The 21,756-nt window shown below is 50.7% G+C and carries 17 protein-coding genes, 1 tRNA gene and 2 pseudogenes; 7 read left to right on the top strand and 13 right to left on the bottom strand.

Features of this window, described 5'->3' with window-relative positions; all coding sequences use genetic code 11:
* Positions 1-10 precede the first annotated feature (10 nt).
* The 3 genes from QFZ34_RS22015 to QFZ34_RS22000 all read right to left on the bottom strand — a co-directional run bounded on the left by QFZ34_RS22015 (position 11) and on the right by QFZ34_RS22000 (position 2,365).
* Positions 11-907: a dihydrodipicolinate synthase family protein gene (locus tag QFZ34_RS22015; protein ID WP_307285564.1), complete on the bottom strand. Its 897-nt coding sequence runs from the start codon at positions 905-907 to the stop codon at positions 11-13.
* 9 nt (positions 908-916) lie between these two features.
* Positions 917-1,300 (bottom strand): YciI family protein, encoded by a 384-nt coding sequence (locus QFZ34_RS22010; protein WP_115052806.1) that lies wholly within the window; start codon positions 1,298-1,300, stop codon positions 917-919.
* A 735-nt stretch (positions 1,301-2,035) separates the two neighbouring features.
* Complete coding sequence (locus tag QFZ34_RS22000; RefSeq protein ID WP_115053278.1) at positions 2,036-2,365, bottom strand: hypothetical protein; 330 nt, start codon at positions 2,363-2,365, stop codon at positions 2,036-2,038.
* 203 nt (positions 2,366-2,568) lie between these two features.
* Between QFZ34_RS22000 and QFZ34_RS21995 the strand changes: the two genes are divergently transcribed.
* From QFZ34_RS21995 to QFZ34_RS21970, 6 genes and pseudogenes are all read left to right on the top strand, one after another.
* A complete protein-coding gene (locus QFZ34_RS21995) occupies positions 2,569-3,273 on the top strand; it encodes a CerR family C-terminal domain-containing protein (RefSeq protein ID WP_307285559.1) in 705 nt (234 codons plus the stop codon).
* Positions 3,270-4,283 carry a secretion protein HlyD gene (gene hlyD, locus QFZ34_RS21990; RefSeq protein ID WP_307285553.1) on the top strand — a complete coding sequence of 338 codons (1,014 nt, stop codon included), beginning with the start codon at positions 3,270-3,272 and terminating at the stop codon, positions 4,281-4,283. Before QFZ34_RS21995 ends, hlyD begins: the two co-directional genes overlap by 4 nt.
* The gene (locus QFZ34_RS21985) at positions 4,280-6,040 is read left to right on the top strand and encodes an ATP-binding cassette domain-containing protein (RefSeq protein ID WP_307285549.1); all 1,761 of its coding nucleotides are present in this window, start codon (positions 4,280-4,282) and stop codon (positions 6,038-6,040) included. Before hlyD ends, QFZ34_RS21985 begins: the two co-directional genes overlap by 4 nt.
* A pseudogene (locus QFZ34_RS21980) lies at positions 6,037-7,198 on the top strand (ABC transporter permease). The gene QFZ34_RS21985 and the pseudogene QFZ34_RS21980 overlap by 4 nt, the downstream one beginning before the upstream one ends.
* A 1-nt stretch (position 7,199) precedes the next feature.
* Positions 7,200-8,312 (top strand): ABC transporter permease, encoded by a 1,113-nt coding sequence (locus QFZ34_RS21975; RefSeq protein WP_307285547.1) that lies wholly within the window; start codon positions 7,200-7,202, stop codon positions 8,310-8,312.
* A gap of 195 nt (positions 8,313-8,507) precedes the next feature.
* Complete coding sequence (locus QFZ34_RS21970) at positions 8,508-9,560, top strand: stealth family protein (RefSeq protein WP_115052811.1); 1,053 nt, start codon at positions 8,508-8,510, stop codon at positions 9,558-9,560.
* A gap of 148 nt (positions 9,561-9,708) precedes the next feature.
* On the opposite strand, the gene QFZ34_RS21965 is transcribed toward QFZ34_RS21970, so the two are convergent.
* Positions 9,709-9,984 (bottom strand): SRPBCC domain-containing protein, encoded by a 276-nt coding sequence (locus QFZ34_RS21965; RefSeq protein WP_307285540.1) that lies wholly within the window; start codon positions 9,982-9,984, stop codon positions 9,709-9,711.
* Between the two features lie 662 nt (positions 9,985-10,646).
* On the opposite strand from QFZ34_RS21965, the gene QFZ34_RS21960 reads away from it, so the two are divergent.
* Positions 10,647-10,913 carry a hypothetical protein gene (locus QFZ34_RS21960; protein WP_307285537.1) on the top strand — a complete coding sequence of 89 codons (267 nt, stop codon included), beginning with the start codon at positions 10,647-10,649 and terminating at the stop codon, positions 10,911-10,913.
* 84 nt (positions 10,914-10,997) lie between these two features.
* Here the strand turns inward: QFZ34_RS21960 and QFZ34_RS21955 are convergent, their stop codons facing one another.
* From QFZ34_RS21955 to QFZ34_RS21915, 9 genes and pseudogenes are all read right to left on the bottom strand, one after another.
* Positions 10,998-14,789 (bottom strand): vitamin B12-dependent ribonucleotide reductase, encoded by a 3,792-nt coding sequence (locus tag QFZ34_RS21955; RefSeq protein ID WP_307285534.1) that lies wholly within the window; start codon positions 14,787-14,789, stop codon positions 10,998-11,000.
* Between the two features lie 589 nt (positions 14,790-15,378).
* Positions 15,379-15,810, bottom strand: coding sequence for an NUDIX hydrolase (locus QFZ34_RS21950; RefSeq protein ID WP_115053280.1), 432 nt, complete (start codon positions 15,808-15,810; stop codon positions 15,379-15,381).
* Between the two features lie 255 nt (positions 15,811-16,065).
* The gene (gpt, locus tag QFZ34_RS21945) at positions 16,066-16,563 is read right to left on the bottom strand and encodes a xanthine phosphoribosyltransferase (protein WP_115052815.1); all 498 of its coding nucleotides are present in this window, start codon (positions 16,561-16,563) and stop codon (positions 16,066-16,068) included.
* A gap of 140 nt (positions 16,564-16,703) precedes the next feature.
* Positions 16,704-17,546, bottom strand: coding sequence for a universal stress protein (locus tag QFZ34_RS21940; RefSeq protein WP_162802476.1), 843 nt, complete (start codon positions 17,544-17,546; stop codon positions 16,704-16,706).
* Positions 17,547-17,616: 70 nt separating this feature from the next.
* Positions 17,617-18,375: a competence/damage-inducible protein A gene (locus QFZ34_RS21935; protein WP_307285529.1), complete on the bottom strand. Its 759-nt coding sequence runs from the start codon at positions 18,373-18,375 to the stop codon at positions 17,617-17,619.
* A gap of 142 nt (positions 18,376-18,517) precedes the next feature.
* Positions 18,518-18,603, bottom strand: a tRNA-Leu gene (locus QFZ34_RS21930).
* Positions 18,604-18,714: 111 nt separating this feature from the next.
* Positions 18,715-20,218 (bottom strand): annotated as a pseudogene (locus QFZ34_RS21925) (tripartite tricarboxylate transporter permease).
* Positions 20,219-20,227: 9 nt separating this feature from the next.
* Entirely contained in the window at positions 20,228-20,689 is a 462-nt protein-coding gene (locus QFZ34_RS21920; protein WP_307285526.1) for a tripartite tricarboxylate transporter TctB family protein, read from the bottom strand.
* 78 nt (positions 20,690-20,767) lie between these two features.
* Complete coding sequence (locus tag QFZ34_RS21915; RefSeq protein WP_115052820.1) at positions 20,768-21,745, bottom strand: tripartite tricarboxylate transporter substrate binding protein BugD; 978 nt, start codon at positions 21,743-21,745, stop codon at positions 20,768-20,770.
* Positions 21,746-21,756 lie beyond the last annotated feature (11 nt).

The following is a 21,756-nucleotide window of genomic DNA, read 5'->3' as shown; positions in this document are numbered from 1 at the left end:
GGGTCTGTGCCTAAAAGGATAGTCCTTCCAGAGCTTGCGCGATGCGGTTGTACTCAGACTTTTCGATCTGCAATATGGGGCGTGGCGGATTGGAATGTGTTAGTCCCATTATGTTGGCGATAGCATACATGACACGAATGCTGGAAAGCTCCTTAAATAAATCCCACAATGGTTGCAAAAGTTGGTCTAACCGTTGAACTTCATCATCTTTTCCGGCCTGAGCGGCACGTGTTAGTGCAAGACATGGAACAGGCAACAGACCTCCAGCCACACTGTACCAAGCATGTCCGCCAGCCATCAAGGCATTCGCCGCATTCCAATCGCCACTAAACCCAATGGCAAACCCCGAGGGAAGTGCATTGCTGAGCGGCTGGATTATGGAAGGCATTTCAGAAGCTGGTGCTGCCGGATTTTTAAGCGCAACTATGTTGTCAATTTTTGACAGCCGCTCAATGAGTGGAACGCCAAACGTAAAATGTGTTGTGGTCGGATTGTTGTAAATGCAAAGGGGAAGGCGGGTAGCACCAGCCACTGCAGTATAATGCTGGAAGACTTCTTCATCGTTCAGCGGCGTATATGAAACTGGTGCAAGAAGCAGTCCTGAAGCGCCGGCCTGCTCGGCATGCTTTGCAAATTGCTCTGCTTCGTCGGTACGCATGGCACCAACTCCGACGACAATTGGCACAGTCGAGTTGCCAGCTTTCACAGCGATCTCGACTGCGCGTTGCCGTTCCGCCGGGTCAAGATACATATATGTGCCAGTGCTTCCCAGAAGGCCGATAGAATCCACGCGGGCATCTGCAAGGTTGCTGATGATCTTTGAAAGATCCCCCTCATCTACGCGGCCGTACGGATCACAAGGAGTAATGGGAAAGGCCGATAATCCATGGAAGATCGAAGAGTTCATCCTGCTATCCTAGCTTTCCGCGCTGGCGCTTAACGGTGCTCCGGGAAGATAAAGCAATATCTCCCGGATTTCGTAAACGGCTGTCGGATTGGCGCGGCGCAACTCGCGTGCGGTTTCTACTGCAGCAGTAAGTGACGGGCAATCAACAACATATAGACCAAGCAATTGCTCTTTGGTTTCGGCAAAAGGACCATCGATTACTATTTCGGCGTCCTTACCGCGCAGCGTTACTGCACGGCCTGTGGGACCAAGACGTGCGGCTGGCCCGAGAGTTTTTTCACGAACGAGACGTTCATTAATCTCCAAGAGCTCGGTCATAAGGGCCGTGTCTTCCTCTTTGGTCCAGGAAGAGACGACTTCCTCTTCGTGATAGGCCAGAATTGCATAAAACATGGATTATGATCCTCTTTAACTCATGGCCGGGGATTCTATTCAAATCAGTTGGCTCTGCAACTGATAGGCGTTGGCCTCTTGCGCTTCCACGACAATGCATGCCTTATTATAGGTCAGAGCAAAAGCTCAATTTTCCTTGAGCAAAAGAAGAAAATGTTCTCCATGACAGTTATCCCGGTCGGGAAAACCGCATAATGGCAATAGAATGGCTTCCCCGTGCCAGTGCTTGGTCATGAGCTGCCACCATCAAATTATGGGCTTACCGCCAGTGAGGGCAATCGTTGCTCCAGAAACATAACTCGACAGCGGATCGCTTTTCGGTCAATTTTCCCGAGCCTTTGTACGAATTTTCACCGTGGTCCGGAATAGGATTCATCTCTTTGCTTAACCCGGGCATTGATTGTTTGGGTGTAAAGCATCGACCCACGCCGCGCCAGGACTTATCGCCATGCTTTGCTGTCGACTGATACAATAGAAGGTGTGGCATTGCGTCGGTCTGAAATTGCACCGGCAGAATGTTTTCCCTTCTGCGCCTTGCACCGCCACTCTGACTTCGTCCATTTGTTTAATTCCCACGATTCGAAACCTGCGTGGTGTAGCCATTGTCTTCGCGCCTCGGACGCTAGGCCATGGTCTCCCTTCCAAGACGAAAAACCCGTTAACCCGCCCATTGTTCCAGATGCCATGCCTATGCATTCGCAATTGTGGTTACGCCCAGAGGCAGTTCATGATTGGCTATTCCGACGGGGCGAACGTAATTAGTCCCACGGCAATGATTGCCAGCATTATTCCGGCAAGTTGAGTTGTTGGCAGTTTCTCGCCGAAATAAACTATTGCAATTGCGTTGATGGCCACCAGTTGCAGCAATGCAGAAAGGGTGAAGGCCGAGGCCATTCCAAACTCACGCACCAGCCGAAGCATAATCAGATTGCCGATAGTATATAAAATCAGCGTTATAGCCAGCTTCGGGAATGTGGGCGATATTGCCCAGTGTTTGGCTCCGACAGCCGCAAGTAGAAAAACCAGTGTCGACGCCGCAAGCTGCAGCATGCCTGAGATTGTCATAACATCTCCATTGAAGAAGAGCGGGCGCTCGAAATAACACCGCTTGATCGGGTTCAACAATAGCATTTGTATTTTTGGCCGCACCATCCGCGCGATAGATCGCCGCCATCGTAAAAGTTCCGGCTTAACCTAGTCAGTTATCGCAACTGTCATGCACCATAAAAATTCATTCGTTTGACTTATTATTTCCTGCGATGTAGATTATGGATATGGAAAATATAGCCAAGCAGACGAAACGGCAGTCCGCTCGCGGAGAAATTGCCCGCGAAAAGCTCATCGTCGTCGCGCTCGACCTGTTCGGCCGATATGGCTTCGAGGGCACGAGTACGCGGATGTTGCGGGATGCAGCAGGTGTGAATCTACAGGCCATCCTATATTATTTCGGGAGCAAAGAAGGGCTCTATATAGCCACTGCGGAATATCTTGGCGGAGAGATCAATTCCCACGTTTCAGGCTTGCGAACCAAGGTGAGAGGACGACTGCAAGAATTGGCGGCAGCCGGGCAAAGTCTGTCACGCGAAGAAGCAAGAGCTTTCCTGACAGAGATACTCCAAAAGATGGCAACTCTGTTTGTAAGCAAGGAATCCGAGCCGTGGGCACGGTTTTTGATACGAGAACAGATGGAGCCGACAGAGGCATTCAACAGAGTATATACCGCAGTCATGAAGCCTATGCTTGAGGCAGGCATCCAACTCATTAGCGTCTTGCTTGACGAAGATCCTTTATCCGAACATGTCCGCTTACGAATGATTTCTCTTTTCGGCAGTGTTCTAGTGTACCGCACAGCCCACGCCTCTGCGATGCTGCAGCTCGAGTGGAGCAGTATTGGTGCAAGTGAAGTTAAAACTATACAGGATTTAGCGGGGGAACTTGTTGCTGCCATACAGCCCGTCGAGGTGCGATCATGAAGCGGCTGATCATTATGTTGATCTTTGTTGTTGTGGTTGCCGCAGGCTTGGCGTGGTGGTTTGAGCTTCCACGCAAAATGGGCTGGGTTGAATCGGAAGCGACGCAACTCACGCTTTACGGCAATGTAGATATCCGTCAGGTGCCACTTGGTTTCAGGGTCAATGGCCGCATGGAAAGACTGATGTTTGACGAGGGTGATACCGTTGCAGCTGGCGCAGTTATCGCGAGCCTGGATGCAGCGCCCTATCAACAGTCTGTTGATGCCGCAAAGGCTGAAGTGTCTGCGCTGCGTGCGACACTTGAAAAGGCAATAGCAGGGCCACGCCAAACTGAGATAGTGCAAGCAGAAGCCGCGCTGAATGAGCGGCTTGCCGATCTTGAAAATGTAACTCTCTCCTATGAGCGTGCCCTCCGCCTCCGCCCGAATGGAACCATTTCCCAGTCCGGTTTGGATGAGGCAATTGCAGCAAAATCGATAGCGAATGCACGGACTGCTTCGGCGCGGGCAGCTTTGGCGCTTCTTAAAGAAGGAACACGTAAAGAGGACATTGAAGCAGCGAAAGCCAATCTTGCAGCTGCAGAAGCGAAACTTTCCAGCGCCGTGACTTCGCTGGATGATGCTCAAATGCATGCGCCTAATGATGGGATAATTCTTTCCCGCGTTCGTGAGGCAGGTTCCATCGTCGCGCCAGGTGATCCTGTGGTTGTATTGTCGCTGCTGAAACCCGTCTGGGTTCGCAGTTATATTTCTGAGGTTGATCTAGGCCGCATACATCCTGGCATGGTCGTCGATGTGTACTCGGATACGAAACCCGGTAAACCCGCCAAAGGGAAGATCGGCTTTATATCGCCAGTGGCTGAGTTCACGCCCAAATCAGTGGAGACGCCGGACCTACGCACAGATCTCGTTTATCGGTTACGCATCATTGTTGATGAGGCAACCCAAGATTTGCGACAGGGAATGCCTGTCACCCTTCGAGTGCCGATGGAACCAGGCCGTGAGCTATGACCGACCGGATTCCATCCACCGATGATGATGCCCGATCCGAATTTGTTCGTCTCGCAGATGTCAGCAAGAGCTTTGGTCAAGCTGCGCAAGCATTGAAAGATGTGTCCGGCATCATAAGCGGAGGCAGGATTACAGGACTGGTTGGTCCAGACGGTGCTGGTAAAACTACGCTGATACGTCTGATTACCGGACTTATGCAGCCGGACGGAGGCTCGATCAATGTTCTGGGATTCGACACCAAACTGCATGCACCAAGCATTCAGGCTCTAATCGGTTATATGCCTCAACGTTTCGGACTTTATGAAGACCTCACGGTTCAGGAAAATCTCAATCTCTATGCTGATTTGCGTAGTCTCCCGCTGGGCGAGCGTCCGGCAGCATTTGATGAGCTTTTGACGTTCACTGATCTAAAGCGATTTACCGGGCGGCTCGCTGGTCAGCTTTCGGGCGGAATGAAACAGAAGCTTGGGCTTGCCTGCGCTCTCTTGAAAAAACCCAGACTCTTGCTCTTGGATGAACCAGGTGTTGGCGTCGATCCGATTTCCCGCCGCGACCTGTGGAAGATGGTAAAGGACCTGACCAAGGACGGCATAGGGGTCCTCTGGTCAACTGCTTATCTTGATGAGGCTGAAGCCTGCGATAAGGTGTTGCTTCTCAATAAGGGCGAACTGCTATTTTCCGGACCGCCCGCGGATTTGACAAATCGGGTTAAAGATCGGGTTTTCAAGTTCACTGGCATATCCGGCAGTCGCCGTCAGGCACTCTCGAAAATCCTGGAACAGCAAGGCGTGGTTGATGGTGTCATTCAAGGCGACGCAGTGCGCATTGTTACCAGCGCGGAAGCGAAACGAAGTGAGTTGACGAAAATCGCGGGAAACACAGCCAAGATACGTGCCACAGAGCCGCGTTTCGAAGACGCTTTTGTTGATATGCTTGGAGGTGGCCCCGGGGGGCGTTCCAAGCTTGCTGAAGCGGCCACACGGCTCGATGATCAGAATGGAAAGCCCGTCATAGAGGCCCATGGATTGACGAAGAATTTTGGTGATTTCACCGCAGCGAAGGACATTACATTTGACATTCCACGAGGTCAGATTTTCGGGCTTCTTGGGCCAAATGGTGCGGGAAAATCCACCACGTTCAAGATGCTGTGCGGGCTTCTAAAACCTACGCAGGGTGAGGGCAGGGTAGCCGGGTTTGATTTGCGGCGGGATGGTGCCGAGGCGCGCAATCGTCTAGGGTATATGGCGCAGAAATTTTCGCTTTATGGTGACTTGAGCGTCGGACAGAATCTGGATTTCTTCGCCGGCGTCTATGGTTTGAGCGGGTCACGTAAACGCGAGCGCGTAAGCTTGATGAATGAGATATTTTCATTTGCCGCTCGCGATAACCTGCCGGCAAAGGATTTGCCTCTTGGCCTAAAACAACGCCTTGCACTCGCCTGTGCCGTTATGCACGAACCAGAAGCGCTTTTTCTAGATGAGCCGACATCCGGCGTAGACCCCATAACACGACGTGAGTTTTGGACACACATTAACGGCCTTGTCGAGAAAGGCGTGACGGTGCTTGTCACCACACATTTCATGGATGAAGCCGAGTATTGTGATCGTATTTCTCTTATCTATCGTGGTCGTTCGATTGCTCTGGGTTCGCCCGATGAACTCAAGGCGGGGGTCGCGACTAAGGCGCAGCCGGATCCCACCATGGAGGATGCGTTTATCGCCTTGGTGGAGGCCTCCGAGCGGGAGGCAGCGGCATGACCTCCGTATCGCTAAGTAAAACGACGGAACCAGCACGCGTCCGGCGATTCTTTGCGCTTGTCCGCAAAGAGACCTTCCAGCTTTTGAGGGATCCAAGTAGTATTCTCATCGCCTTTGTTTTACCCGTCGTTCTATTATTTCTGTTTGGATATGGCGTTTCGCTCGACACGGGCCAAACCCGTATCGGCCTTGTTATTGAAGAGCAGACGCCACTGGCAGGCGATCTTGCTGCCAGCTTCCGGGGATCGCGCTATTTCGATGTTGAAACAGGTCGGGATCGAAGGGAGTTTGATGCAAAACTGGTAAGCGGCGAAATTCGAGGAATCGTCATTATTCCTGCCGGCTTTACCTCCGACTTCGCGGCAGGAATGAACCCGCAGATTCAAGTGATTGTTGATGGATCTGATACCAATACCGCCGGTTTCGTTCAGAATTATGCGCAAGGCGTCATTGCAGGGTGGGTGGCTATCCGGTCGGCAGATATGGGAGTTCAAAAAGATGGCAGCGCCTCAGCGATCAGCGTAGAGCAGCGCTTCTGGTTTAATCCGGAACTGACGAGCCGCTTTTTCCTTGTTCCGGGATCAATCGCCATCGTCATGACGCTCGTCGGAACCCTGCTGACGTCATTGGTCATCGCCCGGGAATGGGAACGCGGAACCATGGAAGCAATTATGGCAACGCCGGTGACATCTGCGGAACTGCTGATGGGAAAAATCCTGCCCTATTTCGTGCTTGGAATATTGTCGATGAGCCTTTGCGTTATAATCGCGGTATTCCTGTTCGGCGTGCCCTTCCGAGGATCAATCTTTGCATTGTATCTGCTCTCAGCGGCATTTCTTGTGCCAGCTCTTGGTCAGGGATTGCTTATATCAGCCGCAACAAAAAAACCAATTCCTGGCATCGCAGCTTGCTTTGATCTCGGCCTTTCTTCCGGCATTTCTCCTTTCGGGTTTCCTGTTTGAAATTAATTCTATGCCGGTGGTCATACAATGGATCACTTTCGTCGTACCCGCCCGTTACCTGATACCAAGCTTGCAGACACTTTTTCTGGCCGGGGACATATGGCCGATGTTTTTGAAGGCAATGGCTATCATGCTGTTTATCGGCAGCGTCTTCTTTGTTCTGGCCGCCCGTAGTACACGAAAACGGATCGATTAATATGTGGTGGACGCGGCTGAAAGCATTGATCATCAAGGAACTTCTCGCGGTGCTCCGCGATCCAAAGAGTCGGATGATCTTGATTGTGCCGCCTATCGTCCAGCTCTTGGTGTTCTCCTATGCGGCTACTCTTGAAGTCCGGAATGTAGACGTCCTGATTCTAAACCGTGACAGTGGTCATTGGAGCGAAGAGTTGATAACGCGGATTGAAGGCTCGCCAACCTTCCGCACTGTATCGCATACGCAGGATCAATCGCGTATTCACGATGCAATCAGCAATCAGACAGTTATAGCTGCATTGGAGATCGGTCCAAGCTTCTCCCGCGACATTGAAGCGGGTTTGCCGGCAATAGTTCAGATCATTTTAGACGGGCGTAAGTCCAACGCTTCACAGATAGTAGCGGGCTATCTAAGCCAGATTGCCGGAAGACTTTCCCTGGAAACCCCATCGGGGATGAAAACGCAGAGCGCGATGATAAACGTAATGCCGCGCAATTGGTTTAATCCCAATTTGGATTTCCAATGGTTCATGGTGCCAAACTTGATTGCAAGTATTGCAATGCTGATTGGTCTAATTGTTACTGCCCTATCAATAGCCAGAGAACGGGAGCTCGGCACATTCGATCAACTGATTGTTTCCCCATTGCGGACGCATGAGATTGTCATCGGCAAGTTGATACCTCCAATGTTAATCGGCGTTTTTCACATGACAGTCTATTTGCTGGCCGCGATATTTTTGTTCCAGATTCCGTTTCGGGGATCGCTGATTTATCTCTACGGCAGTGGCATTATTTATCTTGCAGCGATCGTCGGGATCGGATTGTTCATCTCAGCTTTGTCGAAAACACAGCAACAAGCTATTCTCGGAGCATTCCTTTTTATCGTCCCGGCTATTCTTCTTTCAGGCTTTGCAACGCCGATCGAAAATATGCCCCAGTGGCTGCAGCCGATTACCATCATAAATCCACTTCGATATTTTCTGGTGATAATCAAAGGGCTTTTTCTGAAGGATATCGGGTCTCTGGAAGTACTGCACCAGACAATCCCACTCGCATTGATAGCTGGCGTGACTTTGTCAGCGGCGGCGTGGCTATTCAGGCGCCGCCTGGAGTAGTTAAGAGGATGATGTGCTGAACTCTTTGAAGACTTTTAGCACATCACAGCCTCACAATAGCAGACGATCAGCTTGTTTTCCGTTTCGTTGAGAATTCCAAGGGGAAAAGAAGTTCTGACGAAGCGTCTCGAGGTAGATTCCCAAACATAATTATCAATCATTGGAACCCTAATCCTTGCGCTTGATTATTATTGTATGAGATTAAATAATCGTTATCCAGTTAAGTTCATGGGGGAGAGTTTTGAGCGATTGGACTCTGTAATTAATCCACAAATCGATGCTGTGATAGCTTGGGTCGATGGATCTGACCCAAAGCATTTCGCCAAGATGCAAGAACATCTGGACGGCCGTATGCTCGGAAAGGCGACGCGATATGCCAACAATGGCGAAATCTATTATTGCATCGCGTCAATTCTCAAATTTGCCCCCTTTATCCGGCGGATTTGGATAGTCTCGGATAATCAGAAACCACAATTTATCGATGAATTTGCGAAGGCTGGCCTGTGCGAACAGGACTTTATCCAGATTATTGATCACACGGTACTGTTTGCAGGCTTTGAAGAAGTGTTGCCAACGTTCAACGCCAGAACGATAGAAGCAATGTTTTGGCGCATCCCCGAACTCAGTGAGCACTACATCTATCTGAATGACGATTTCTTCATGAACAGAAGTCTGACGCCGGATTTTTTCTTTCGGAATGGGATGCCTGTGATTTTTGGAAAGTGGGCTCCACCACAGCGCTGGCGTCTCAAAACCTTTTTCCGCAATGCCTTGAGAGTTCAGAAGGCTGTTCAACCGAATAAGCGGCCAACATACAGGCTCGCTCATGAACTCGGCGCTCGCATTGCCGGTTTCACGAAAAAGTTTTTGCTGGTCGATCACCTTCCGCATCCCATGCGCAAATCAACCCAGCAAGCGTATTATCAAAGCCAACCAGAGATACTTTACAAACAAATCAAGTTTCGTACGCGGAATATAGAGCAATATTCTCCGGTCGCGCTCATCAACCATTTGGAAATCGCCGCTCGCAACGCCTATATTCACAAGCCCGTTGATATCGCCTACGTGACACCACACGCTCTTCTTTTTATTTACCGCTTTGCCCAGCAAGTCCGCAGTCATCACAGAGTATTTGGCTGTATTCAAAGTCTTGATGGTTTTTCCGGGCCTGCAGTACGTCTCATTCGAAAAGTAATGAGACAAAAACTCGGTCAATTCCTGCCCGAAACAATTACATTTAACGATTGAGAACGCGTCACTTATAGCCCTCATATTCCAGATGGAGACGGCCCAATCTTGCGTTTAGCCTACACCGGCAGCGGAATCTTTCACCGTCGCAGTTGTCTCGATTGCCCACGACATAGCGATCATCGAAGTTGGGCTGGATTTCCCGCTCTCATCGAAGGCGGGCCCTTGCAATCCCTGTGACTACCAGACGGTTCGGCGCACTGCATTCTTCGACAATCATGTTGGCCCATGGTTGACCTTTCTCGTGGGCCATTTGCACGCGAATGATCTTCCCTGGCGTCGCATTGTCTTCCCAGCGACCGAACCAGAGAGCAGTTTGTTTGGGCTTGGTTAAGCTCGACCAAACGTCAGTTTCATCTGCGAGAAACCTGCGCAGGAGGATCAAATTATTGCCACTGACGTGGCCGGTTGGTATAGGGCTCATGAGATCACCTCCTAAAACAAGCCGGTTCTTTCTCGGTCGCCCTCGGCTGTTCAAGCGCGAAAGCGCGCCGTCTGGTAAAGTCTCTGTCTATCGTGACCAAAACCGATGCTCAGGAGCAAGAGTTTAATGCCGGTGAAACTTCAATAGCAATCAGGCTGACCTATTTGAACGACGGTCCACGGGATATTTGGAGGTAAATTTACTGTTTGCACAAACGAAACCCCACTGAATTTCGGCGAAACAAAAAAACTCGTTGTATGGGTATTTTCCTGGCCACTGTATGAAAGTTTATATGTCGTGGAACAGTTGTATGATCGGTTTTCTGGATTGGTTGCGACAATCCAAAAACCCTTATCATTTGAATCCCACCTGAATATTGGCAATGACCAAGCAATCGATGGTGTAGAGATAAACAGCAATGCGCTGACCGCAAGCCACGTTCTTATGGGGAAACCTTGAGAGTGATGGGACATCAATTAAAGCTCCGCGTACATCGACGTTAACATCGAATGCCGCCCAATAGCGGTCACAGATTCTTTCAGTTTGTCGGAGTGAGCAACGCCAGAGCGGCCCAGCGTTGCCATTCCAACAAGGAGTTGCGGGTCGAACCCAGCCCGGAGCAGTAGCTTGAGCCAGATGAAGGTTTATGGCACAGAAGTGCAATGGGTGAACTGTTTCATGTTGGGCAATGTCCGGGTTGCCGCCAAGGCTGGCTGATATTACAGCGTAATCTCAGTAGCGGTGACATTTATGCGCACTGCGAAGAGTGCGAAACGGGCTTCATCACTCCAGACGATCTCTTGTGGCCCTTAAATGGTTTTCTCACTGTTCTCGAAGAATATGACTACGAAACTGAGAACCCCGATAAAGAAGAAATATCGAGAACGGTCTGGGCAAACTTCATTGTAAAGAAAGTTCCCGTTGAGTAACGACGCCGAAACTTCCCGCTATAGAACGCTATTTTTGGGTTCCCCAAGTTGGGAAACCCATTTTCTTCGGAAATATTTCGACAGTTAGCTGCAGCCGCTTGTGCTTCCGCACGTGTCACACTTGAGGCATGTTCCGTTGCGCACCATCGTAAAATTGGAGCATTCGGAGCAGCTATCACCGGTATAACCTTGCATCATCGATTTGATGCGGCGATCGGAAATAACTTTCTTCGCTGCTGCCTTAGCTTCTTCGGCCGCTGCTTCCGCATCGGTGTCCTCAAACAATGCAGTTGACGGGCTTTGCTCCGGTTTAGACTGCTCTTCGTAATCCCGTTTGAAGCCAGTGGATTCCTGCGTTGTGGCAGCAATGACAGGTTTTGTTGCAAGCGCCGTTGCGGAGCGGCTGGCAAGGGTCATGACATTTGATGACGCAGCTGCCTTTGGCGCGCTAACCACGCCTGTCCCTCCTGCGTTGCTAAAACCCTTTGGATCAGCCTTGCCGGGCGAAACAACTGTAAGGGACGCGCCGCGTGTCAAGCCTTTGGAGACTGGTTCGGCTTTACCTTCGGAAATGCCGCGTCCAAGCGAGGTGTTTGAAAAGTCAGACTGATCAACATGCGCAAGGTCATGGCGATCAAGATAGGAGACAGCCAATTCACGGAAGAGATAATCAAGGATCGATGTTGCATTTTTGATTGCATCATTGCCCTGAACCATGCCAGCCGGTTCAAACTTCGTGAAGGTAAATGCCTCAACATATTCTTCAAGCGGCACGCCATACTGCAGGCCAAGCGAGATCGCGATGGCAAAATTGTTCATCATTGCCCGGAAGGCAGCGCCTTCCTTGTGCATGTCGATGAAGATTTCGCCCAAACGCCCATCATCGAATTCGCCGGTGCGCAGATAGACCTTATGGCCACCAACAACTGCCTTTTGAGTATATCCCTTGCGGCGGTTCGGCAATTTCTCACGATCATGAACATATTTCTCGACAATACGCTCTACGATCTTTTCAGTGATCTGTACTGCGCGAGCGGCAGCTGGGGCTTCAACATAGGCTTCGATCGCATCATCCGCATCTTCGTCCTCATCGGCGAGAAGGGAGGCGTTGAGTGGCTGAGAAAGCTTGGAACCATCGCGGTAAAGCGCGTTTGCCTTGAGAGCCAGTTTCCACGAAAGCATGTAAGCGGATTTGCAATCCTCGACAGTGGCTTCATTGGCCATGTTGATGGTCTTGGAGATCGCACCAGAAATAAAAGGCTGCGCAGCGGCCATCATTCGAATGTGGCTATCTACCGAGAGATAGCGTTTCCCGATCTTGCCGCAGGGATTGGCGCAATCAAATACTGGATAATGCTCTTCCTTGAGGAATGGAGCGCCTTCCAAGGTCATGGCACCGCAAATGTGCACATTGGCGGCTTCAATTTCTTTCTTCGAGAAGCCAAGAGCTGGCAAAATCTCGAAGGACACGTCGTTGAGCTGCTCATCGGTGAAGCCGAGAACATTCTTGGCAAAATCTTCACCAATGGTCCATTTGTTCACGGCGAATTTGATATCAAAGGCAGATTTCAATGCGGTATTGAGCGTTGCGATGATCTCGTCCGTGAAGCCTTTGGCCTTCAGCGAGCCGGGATTGATCGCCGGAGCTTGATTGAGATTGCCGTGCCCGACAGCATATGCTTCGATCTCAGCAATCTGACTCTCCGAATAACCGAGAGTGCGCAATGCTTCCGGAACGGCGCGATTGATGATCTTGAAATAACCGCCGCCAGCAAGTTTCTTGAACTTCACGAGTGCAAAATCTGGCTCAATACCAGTTGTATCGCAATCCATGACCAAGCCGATTGTGCCAGTTGGGGCGATGACCGTGGCTTGCGCATTACGGAAACCGTGCTTCTCACCGAGCTCGAGTGCTTTATCCCAAGCTGACTTTGCATGCGTAATGAGGTCTTGATCCGGGCAGTCGTCTGCAATCAATGCGACAGGGTTTACAGCAAGACCTTCATAACCTTGCTTTTCGCCATGGGCTGCACGGCGATGGTTGCGGATGACACGCAACATGTTCGCTGAATTCGGCGCATAACCGGCAAAAGCGCCGAGTTCTTTCGCCATTTCGGCGGAGGTAGCATAAGAGACACCCGTCATGATGGCGGTGAGGGCGCCGCCAATGGCGCGGCCTTCGTCGCTGTCATAAGGAATGCCAGAGGTCATCAGCAAGCCGCCAATATTGGCATAGCCGAGACCGAGCGTGCGATATTCATAAGATAGTTTAGCAATTTCCTTTGAAGGGAACTGCGCCATCATGACGGATATTTCTAGTACGATTGTCCAGAGGCGCGCGGTGTGCTCGTAGCCTGTAATATCGAACTTGCCATCCTTGCCGCGATAGGTCAGCAGGTTGATCGAAGCGAGGTTACAAGCCGTATCGTCAAGGAACATATATTCCGAGCATGGATTGGAGGCGCGGATCGGACCGGCGGCGGGGCAGGTGTGCCAGTCATTCATTGTTGTGTTGAAATGGAGACCCGGATCAGCCGAGGCCCAAGCCGCATAGCCAATCTTTTCCCATAGGTCACGGGCCTTCAGGGTCTTCATGACCTTGCCGTCCTTGCGAGCAGTCAAATTCCAGTCGCCATCATTTTCTACGGCGCGCAGGAATTCGTCCTTCAGAGAAACGGAGTTGTTTGAGTTCTGGCCAGCCACAGTCAGATAGGCTTCAGAATCCCAATCTGTATCATAGGTTTTGAAGTCGATATCCGTGTAACCCTGCTTGGCAAACTGGATAACGCGCTGAATGTAATTTTCTGGAACCTGGTTCTTCTTCGCGGCCTTGATTTCACGCTTTAAAGCGGGGTTTTTCAAAGGCTCATAGCAATCCCCATTGTCAGCTTCGCAGTTGACGCAAGCTTTCATGATTGCAGTAAGATGCTGCTTGACGATTTTGGACCCTGTGACGAGAGCAGCAACTTTTTGCTCTTCCTTCACTTTCCAATCAATATAATCCTCAATATCGGGATGATCGACGTCTACGACGACCATTTTGGCAGCGCGACGCGTTGTGCCGCCTGATTTAATCGCACCAGCAGCACGGTCGCCAATTTTCAGAAACGACATAAGGCCGGAGGAACGACCGCCACCGGAAAGCTTCTCGCCTTCGCCGCGAAGGTAAGAGAAGTTTGAACCTGTGCCTGAACCATATTTAAAGAGACGGGCTTCACGAACCCAAAGATCCATGATGCCGCCTTCGTTGACAAGGTCATCAGCAACAGACTGAATGAAGCAGGCATGAGGCTGCGGATGTTCATAGGATGATTTTGATTTCGTCAGTTTGCCGGTCTCGGGATCAACGTAATAATGTCCCTGACCCGGGCCATCAATACCGTAAGCCCAGTGCAGGCCGGTATTGAACCATTGCGGCGAATTCGGCGCAACGCGTTGTGTTGCCAGCATATAGGCAAGTTCATCGCGGAAGGCGAGGGCGTCCGCTTCGCTATCGAAATACTTACCCTTCCAGCCCCAATAGGTCCAAGTACCCGCCAGGCGATCGAAAACCTGGCGCGCATCCATTTCAGAACCATAACGCTCATCGGCTGGCAGAGCGGCCAATGCCTCTTCATCAGCCACAGAACGCCACAACCAGGATGGTACGGAGTTCTCTTCAACCTTCTTGAGCTTGGCAGGCACCCCGGCTTTGCGGAAATATTTTTGAGCCAGAATATCGGCTGCCACTTGACTGAACTGGGCCGGAACATCGATGTTCTCGAGGCGGAACACAACCGATCCGTTCGGGTTCTTGATTTCGCTTGTCGCCACGCGAAACTCTAGATCCGCGTAAGCAGACTGGTTCTCTTTTGTAAAACGCCGTTCGATCCGCATCTGTTTGGTCCTTGTCTCTCTATATATAGTGTTCAACCGGCGCCATGTGAAGCGTTGAGCCTGCCCTGAGCGCAATCCCATTGTCCCTGGTCAAATGCTTGAAACCAGTTCTGCATCCCGATCCGTCTTCAATGTGCGCTGCCGCTACATTTTCGAACCGGATGGTTCTCTTGAACGTCTGTCGTTCGATTCTTACCTTATTTCCGCATCACACTATCTGGTAGAAATTCTGCCTGCAAACGCTAAATATAGTATTAACAAGAGAATAATTCAAATTTTGAATGCTCTCTCATTTGCCTGCAGTGCACAAATTCACCGAACGTGTTTTCGTAAGAAAACAGCGTCTAAGACTTTGCTCAAACTGGAAAAAAACCGGTTATCGACACTCCGGTCACGCTACTAACGCAACGGTCTCCTATAAAAAGTGACTCGATGGTTTGCGTCAAGAAATAGTTTCTGACAAATTTATGACCGCAACATCTTGTGTGTCACATATGTGGATAACGGGGAGAACTGATTAGCCGCATTGATAAAACGGTACAACTCCACGTCGACAAAAACTGTGGAGTTTAGAGTGGGCGGTCTGTTGTCAGCGAGGAATCCGGTAGGGATCGAAGCTCATCAGAAGAGCTTTAAGTTCGGGCTCTTCAACGCGTGACGCAGATTCTTCAAGGCTGACCCATTCGAGCCGTCGTTCACCACGTTCAGGCCATTTCTTTTCCTGGCGGATAAATTCCAGCGGAAAAACATCTACAATGAAATCACCAATCTCACCATCACACATATCGTCCTTTTCGTAACGATATGTGCCCACTGAGAATGGGCTGATGTCGCCCCTGACTCCTGCTTCTTCATATGCTTCCGCTTCCGCAGAGCATGCAAAAGTTTTACCGACCTGTGGCCAGCCTTTCGGCAAGACCCACCGGCCAGTGCCACGGCTGGTGATCAGAAGAACTTCGGGAACGTCTTTCTTTAATCTATAAACAAGCGCAGCAACCTGCCGAACCCGGCCATCAGGCATCTCGGTCCGTTTCGCAGTCACCAATTCGTCTTTGTAGACTATATTCAAGGTTCCACTCATTCTTTCTTGTTATCAGCAAGATTGAACCGATTCGTGCAAATCGCAACGGATCATCGGCTATACTTCTTTGCTTAGACGCGACTTGTGACATTTTTTTGAACAGCAGTGCAAAAAGATCACAACTATGAGCGGAGCCTCTTGTTCCTTCGTTTTGCTTATTTTTATCGGTAGGATGATCGGTGATCTACCGATCCATCACCCTTTATGGCCTTTGGTTATAGGTTCCTGATATGTCAGGCCCATGTCCCAAGGAAAATAAATCCATGTATCCTGAGAGACTTCGGTCACAAAGGTATCAATGAGTGGTCGACCTTTGGGTTTTGCATAAACAGTAGCAAAATGTGCCTTTGGCATCATGGCGCGAACAATAGCGGCCGTTTTCCCAGTATCGGTCAGGTCGTCGATCACAAGGATTCCCTCACCGCCATTTTCCAGAAGGCGAGCATCCACATCTTTGAGAACTTTGAGTTCTCCTTGCTCATCGTAATCATGATAGGAGGCAATGCAGACAGTCTCGATCATGCGTATGCCGAGTTCGCGGCAAATAATTGCAGCTGGAACGAGGCCGCCTCTGGTGATTGCGACCATAGCTCGCCATTCACGCTGCATACCAGCAACACGCCATGCCAATGCACGGGCATCGCGATGGAATTGATCCCAGGATACCGGAAAGGCTTTGTCGGGCAGGGACATTGGATGCACTCCATAGATCAAGCGAGGAAGCGGGAAACCGCAAGGAATGCAACTCGCAATAGCGGGAAATGCTGGCTCATGGCAAGCAGCTTGCATTGGTTACCCACGTTTAGTGCAATTAACCTGGCACTTATGACAGTTTAGCGCGACATCAGCGTCAAGCACGGCATATCATTCATCATCGACGTGGTTACCCCACCAAACACCCATTCCTTCAGGCGCGACTGGCTGTAAGCGCCCATAACAAATAGATTTGCCCCATTATCTGCAATTCTGCGCCTAAGGATCTTGTCGGTCGGTTCGCCATTGGAATCAATGGTTGACGGATTTACGTTCACACCATGACGACGAAGCGCATCAGAAAGTGGCGTGCCGGGTATATCTACATTCGGGTCGGTAGACTTTCTTGGATCAACCCAAAGAATGTCAACGCTTTCCGCTTTGATCAGCAATGGCAGGGAATCAAATGCGGCGCGAGAAGCTTCGCGCTTGCCGTTGAATGCAACGACCACACGGTCAATCTTTTCGGGCAGTTGTGTCTTGTACGGCACGAAAAGCACAGGACGCCCGCTTTCCATGACTAAGGGGTCAGTGACGTCATTGACGCTATCAGGGTCACTAGGGTCAGGCTGACCCGCAATTATTATATCTGCGCGCAGGGCGCTTTGAGTAACGCCCGCTGATGGACTGCTGCTCTCCGAGCGCACGATACGAAATTCATGCGAAATCGTTGTTTTCGCCATTTCTGCGTTGAACGCTGCGGTTATTGCCGCTGCATTTTCTTTATGCCGCTGCTCATGTGCCTCAAACAATGTCGTGTCAGCAAAGCCTGTGGGATCAGCATAAACGATGGGTGAGGGGATTGTATAAAGGCCAATAATATGGGTCCGCTCGCTCGACGAGGCGATCAATCTGGCAGCGCCGATAACCCGTTTTGCTTCCCGTTCACTGCGAATAAAAGCGATGATGGTGCGAAATGCCATTTTGGCCTCCATTGTCTTTGTGCCATCGAAACATGGCTGACTACAGTATACAGCCAGAACGAGCCGTGCGTTAGCGTGGAAGTTGCGTTGCTTCCAGATTTGCGATCATGGCTTTAACGGCAGATACAGCAGAGGCCAGCTTCGCCGCGTCCCGGGCACGGACAACAAGCTCCGTGGAAAAACGACCGTTCTCATATTTAGGGTATGACCCTATGATTGTGTCTGGGTTTTCAGCTTGTATGTTGCCCAATGCAACCGCGATGGAACCCTCACCAAATGGACAATTCACTGATTGCGAAAGTAGCTGCGTGCCTACTTTCAATGTTGGAATAACATTGTCCAGCATAGCTTGAAAGATGGAAGGTACGCCGGCCATAACGTACACATTTTCCAGGTTGAACCCGGGAGCGGTTGAAACCGGATTGTCTATATGGATTGCACCTCTTGGCATCCTCGCCATGCGCTGACGACTTTCTGTAAACTCGATACCCCTTGAAGCGTAATTGTCCCCCATGATTTTCATCGCCTTGGCGTCATGTTCGCATGGCACACCAAATGCTACGGAGATAGCATCAGCGGTGATGTCGTCATGCGTCGGGCCGATACCACCAGAGGTAAAAACATAATCATAACGCTGGCGCAGGCTGTTCAATGCCTCAACAATTCGGCCTTGTTCGTCCGGAACTATGCGAACTTCCTCGAGATCAATCCCAATGGCGGTCAGAATATCGGCAAGATGGCCGATGTTTTTGTCTTTGGTGCGCCCGGAGAGCAATTCATCACCAATCGCGAGCATGGCTGCTGTCACGATGTTATTGTCATTAGTCATTGAAAAACTCCTGATGGGAACAGGAACGTAGTTCCCGAAACGCACCGCTGCAAGCCCCGCCAGACAAACTGTTCATTGTGTTTGCCTGGTCGTAAATACATTGCAAAACAACAAAAAACCCGGCGGAAAGCCGGGTTCATGTTGGTGCGGACGGCGGGACTTGAACCCGCATGACCAATGGCCGACAGATTTTAAGTCTGTTGTGTATACCAATTCCACCACGTCCGCGTGACTATGCTTTTCAACGGTTCAATCGATTCCGTCAACGGTGTTTTAGCAAGTTATCGCATTGATACCGGTCCGAAATGAATTTCGGACCGGTTACCATAACTGCCTTGATCAATCCTCGACAAACACCTCATCGCGTTTTTTGCGGATGCTGGGCAGGAGCACTACCACAAGTACAGCTGCCGCAAGCAGCAATAGCGTCAAACTGATTGGCCGCGTGACAAATGTCGTGGCATCGCCGCGTGACATGATCATGGCACGCCGCAGATGTTCTTCCAGAAGCGGACCCAATACAAAGCCGAGCAGCAAGGGTGCAGGTTCACAGCGGAGCTTGGCCAGAACATACCCAATCAGCCCGAAGAATGCGACCGCGTAGAGATCAAAGACGTTGGAATTAACGCTGTAAACACCGATGGAGCAGAACGCGATGATCGCCGGGAAGAGCATATAATAGGGAATAGTCAGAAGCTTAACCCAAAGACCAATCAGCGGCAGGTTTAGCAGGATCAGCATAAGATTACCGATCCACATTGATGCGATGATGCCCCAAAAAAGAGCTGGCTGTTCAGTCGCCACATTTGGTCCGGGGACAATGCCCTGAATGATCATAGCGCCGATCATCAGCGCCATGACCGGGTTGGCCGGAATGCCAAGTGTCAGCATTGGTATGAATGATGTTTGAGCGCCGGCATTATTTGCAGATTCTGGACCCGCAACGCCAGCCACAGCGCCTTTGCCGAACTCTTGAGGCGTTTTCGACATGCGCTTTTCGACAGTATAAGAGGCAAAAGATGCGAGAATTGCGCCGCCCCCAGGCAATATGGCCGAGTGCAGAGCCGATAGCAGTGCCACGCAAAATCGGCGCCGTCATCTCCTTCCAATCCTGTTTGGTTGGCCAAAGATTAGTGACCTTTTTAATCATGACATCCCGGTCATGTTCATTTTCGAGATTGCGGAGAATTTCTGCAATACCAAAGACGCCAACCGCAACGGCCACAAAGTTCAACCCGTCTGAAAGCTCCAAGATCCCAAGATTGAACCGAGGCGTTCCCGTATAAATATCGGTGCCGACAAGCCCCAATAGTAGTCCTAGAACGACCATTCCCAGTGCCTTGACCACTGAACCATGGGCGAGGGCAATGGATGAAACAAGACCGACGATCATAAGGGAGAAATATTCGGCAGAACCGAACTTCAACGCAACTGCGGTTAGCGGGGGGGCGAAGACTGCAACCAATATGGTGGAAACTGTTCCAGCAAAGAAAGAGCCAATAGCGGCAATAGCCAATGCGGCACCTGCTCGACCTTTCCTGGCCATTTGATAGCCATCGATTGCTGTGACGGCGGAAGACGATTCACCCGGCATGTTAATCAAAATAGCCGTTGTCGAACCACCATATTGGGCGCCGTAATAGATGCCCGCCAACATGATCAGCGAAGATACTGGCTCCAGCTGAAAAGTAATTGGCAAGAGCATCGCAATCGTTGCTGTTGCGCCGATGCCGGGCAATACACCGATAAGTGTGCCGAGGATAACGCCGATGAAACAAAAGAAGAGGTTCCATGGGGCGCCCGCGGTGGTGAACCCGAGTACAAGATTGTTAAAGAGTTCCACGATGTGTCCTCACTGTCCGAGCCAAGGGCCAAAGCGGCGAAATGGCAGTCCCAATGCGTAACTGAAGACGACGACGGAGAAGATCGTCAGAGCGCAGACAAGAAGCAGCGCCATCCCAGGGCGCATTTTGTTGCTTGCAAATGCTGCAATCAAAGCAGTTAAAAACAGCGACGGAACAAATCCCAGGCCGCGAATAGTAAGGCCGAAAAAAATAGGAGCTGGCAGGATGAGCAGCATCCCGCGCCATGCGATTGGGCCCATCGGCTCATGTTCGATCTGCGTTCCCTGAATGATAACGATTACGCCCAGGACGATTAGGATTCCAGCCAGCACGAAAGGGAAATAGCCAGGGCCCATTCGAAATGCTGTTCCGAGATCAAGTCCATAAGCCTGTATCGCAAAGAACAAACCCGCAAGAATGAAAAATAGACCGCATACAATGTCGCGAGTACTGAAACTCAAGGATTTCATTTATCCCCCCAGTCGCCGTTTTCCGGCTTTGCTTAAACAAAAGGACCGGGGCATCGTAATGCCCCGGTAAATGCTGAATTAATCTGCGTATTGACCGGCAGCTTCAATGATGGGCTTCCAGCGTGTTACTTCGCTTTCGAGCTTTGACTTCAAGCCTGCCGGGGTAGCTTCTGCATCTGTCACGGGCACTGTGCCAAGTTCGGCAAATCGGGCAACAATGTTCGGATCCTTCAGGGCCTTTTGCAGCGACGCTGATAGTTTCTCAGTCACTTCGCTCGGCGTGCCTTTGGGAGCGTAGATACCGTGCCAAATGCCTACTTGCATACCTGGAAGGCCAGCTTCCTCAACAGTTGGGACATCTGGAAGGGCATCGAGACGCTTCGCTGACGTCACTGCATAGGCCTTGATGGTGCCGCCTTTGATCTGCTTGGTCGTATTGGTTGTCTGATCACACATCAAATCAACCTGACCGCCGAGCAAATCGGTCATCGCAGGTCCTGTACCCTTGTATGGAACAGTCACAAGCGGAACTTTGATTTCATTCATGAACAACATGCCACAAAGATGCGAGGCAGCGCCGATACCGGCATTGGCAAGACTGATCTTGTCCGCATTGGCCTTCACATATTCTACGAGACCTTTCAGATCGGTTGCTTCGAAATCTTTCTTCGCAACGATGGTCATTGGCACGTCGGTCACAAGGCCAACATATTCAAACGCATTCAACGTATCATAAGGAAGCTTACGATACAGCGTTGCGCTGGTTGCCATGCCAATGTGATGCAAAAGCAACGTGTAACCATCGGGGTCGGCCTTGGCTACCTGAGAAGCACCCAAAGTGCCGCCGGCGCCACCGACATTCTCCACCAGAATTTGTTGTCCGAGATCTTTTGACATTGTTTCTGCTACCAACCGGGTAACAGTGTCAGTTGGGCCGCCCGCAGCAAATGGCACAACCATTGTAATGTTGCGCTCGGGGTAACCTTGAGAAAAAGCAGTGCTGGATGCCAAGGCAAATGTTGCGGTGGCTGCCAGAGAAATTAGTATCTTGCGCATTAAACACTCCT

The organism is Phyllobacterium ifriqiyense, from assembly GCF_030817885.1.
Classification (GTDB): domain Bacteria; phylum Pseudomonadota; class Alphaproteobacteria; order Rhizobiales; family Rhizobiaceae; genus Phyllobacterium; species Phyllobacterium ifriqiyense.
The sequence above is the reverse complement of the archived record's forward strand: the minus strand, read 5'-3'. Positions and strand labels throughout refer to the sequence as shown.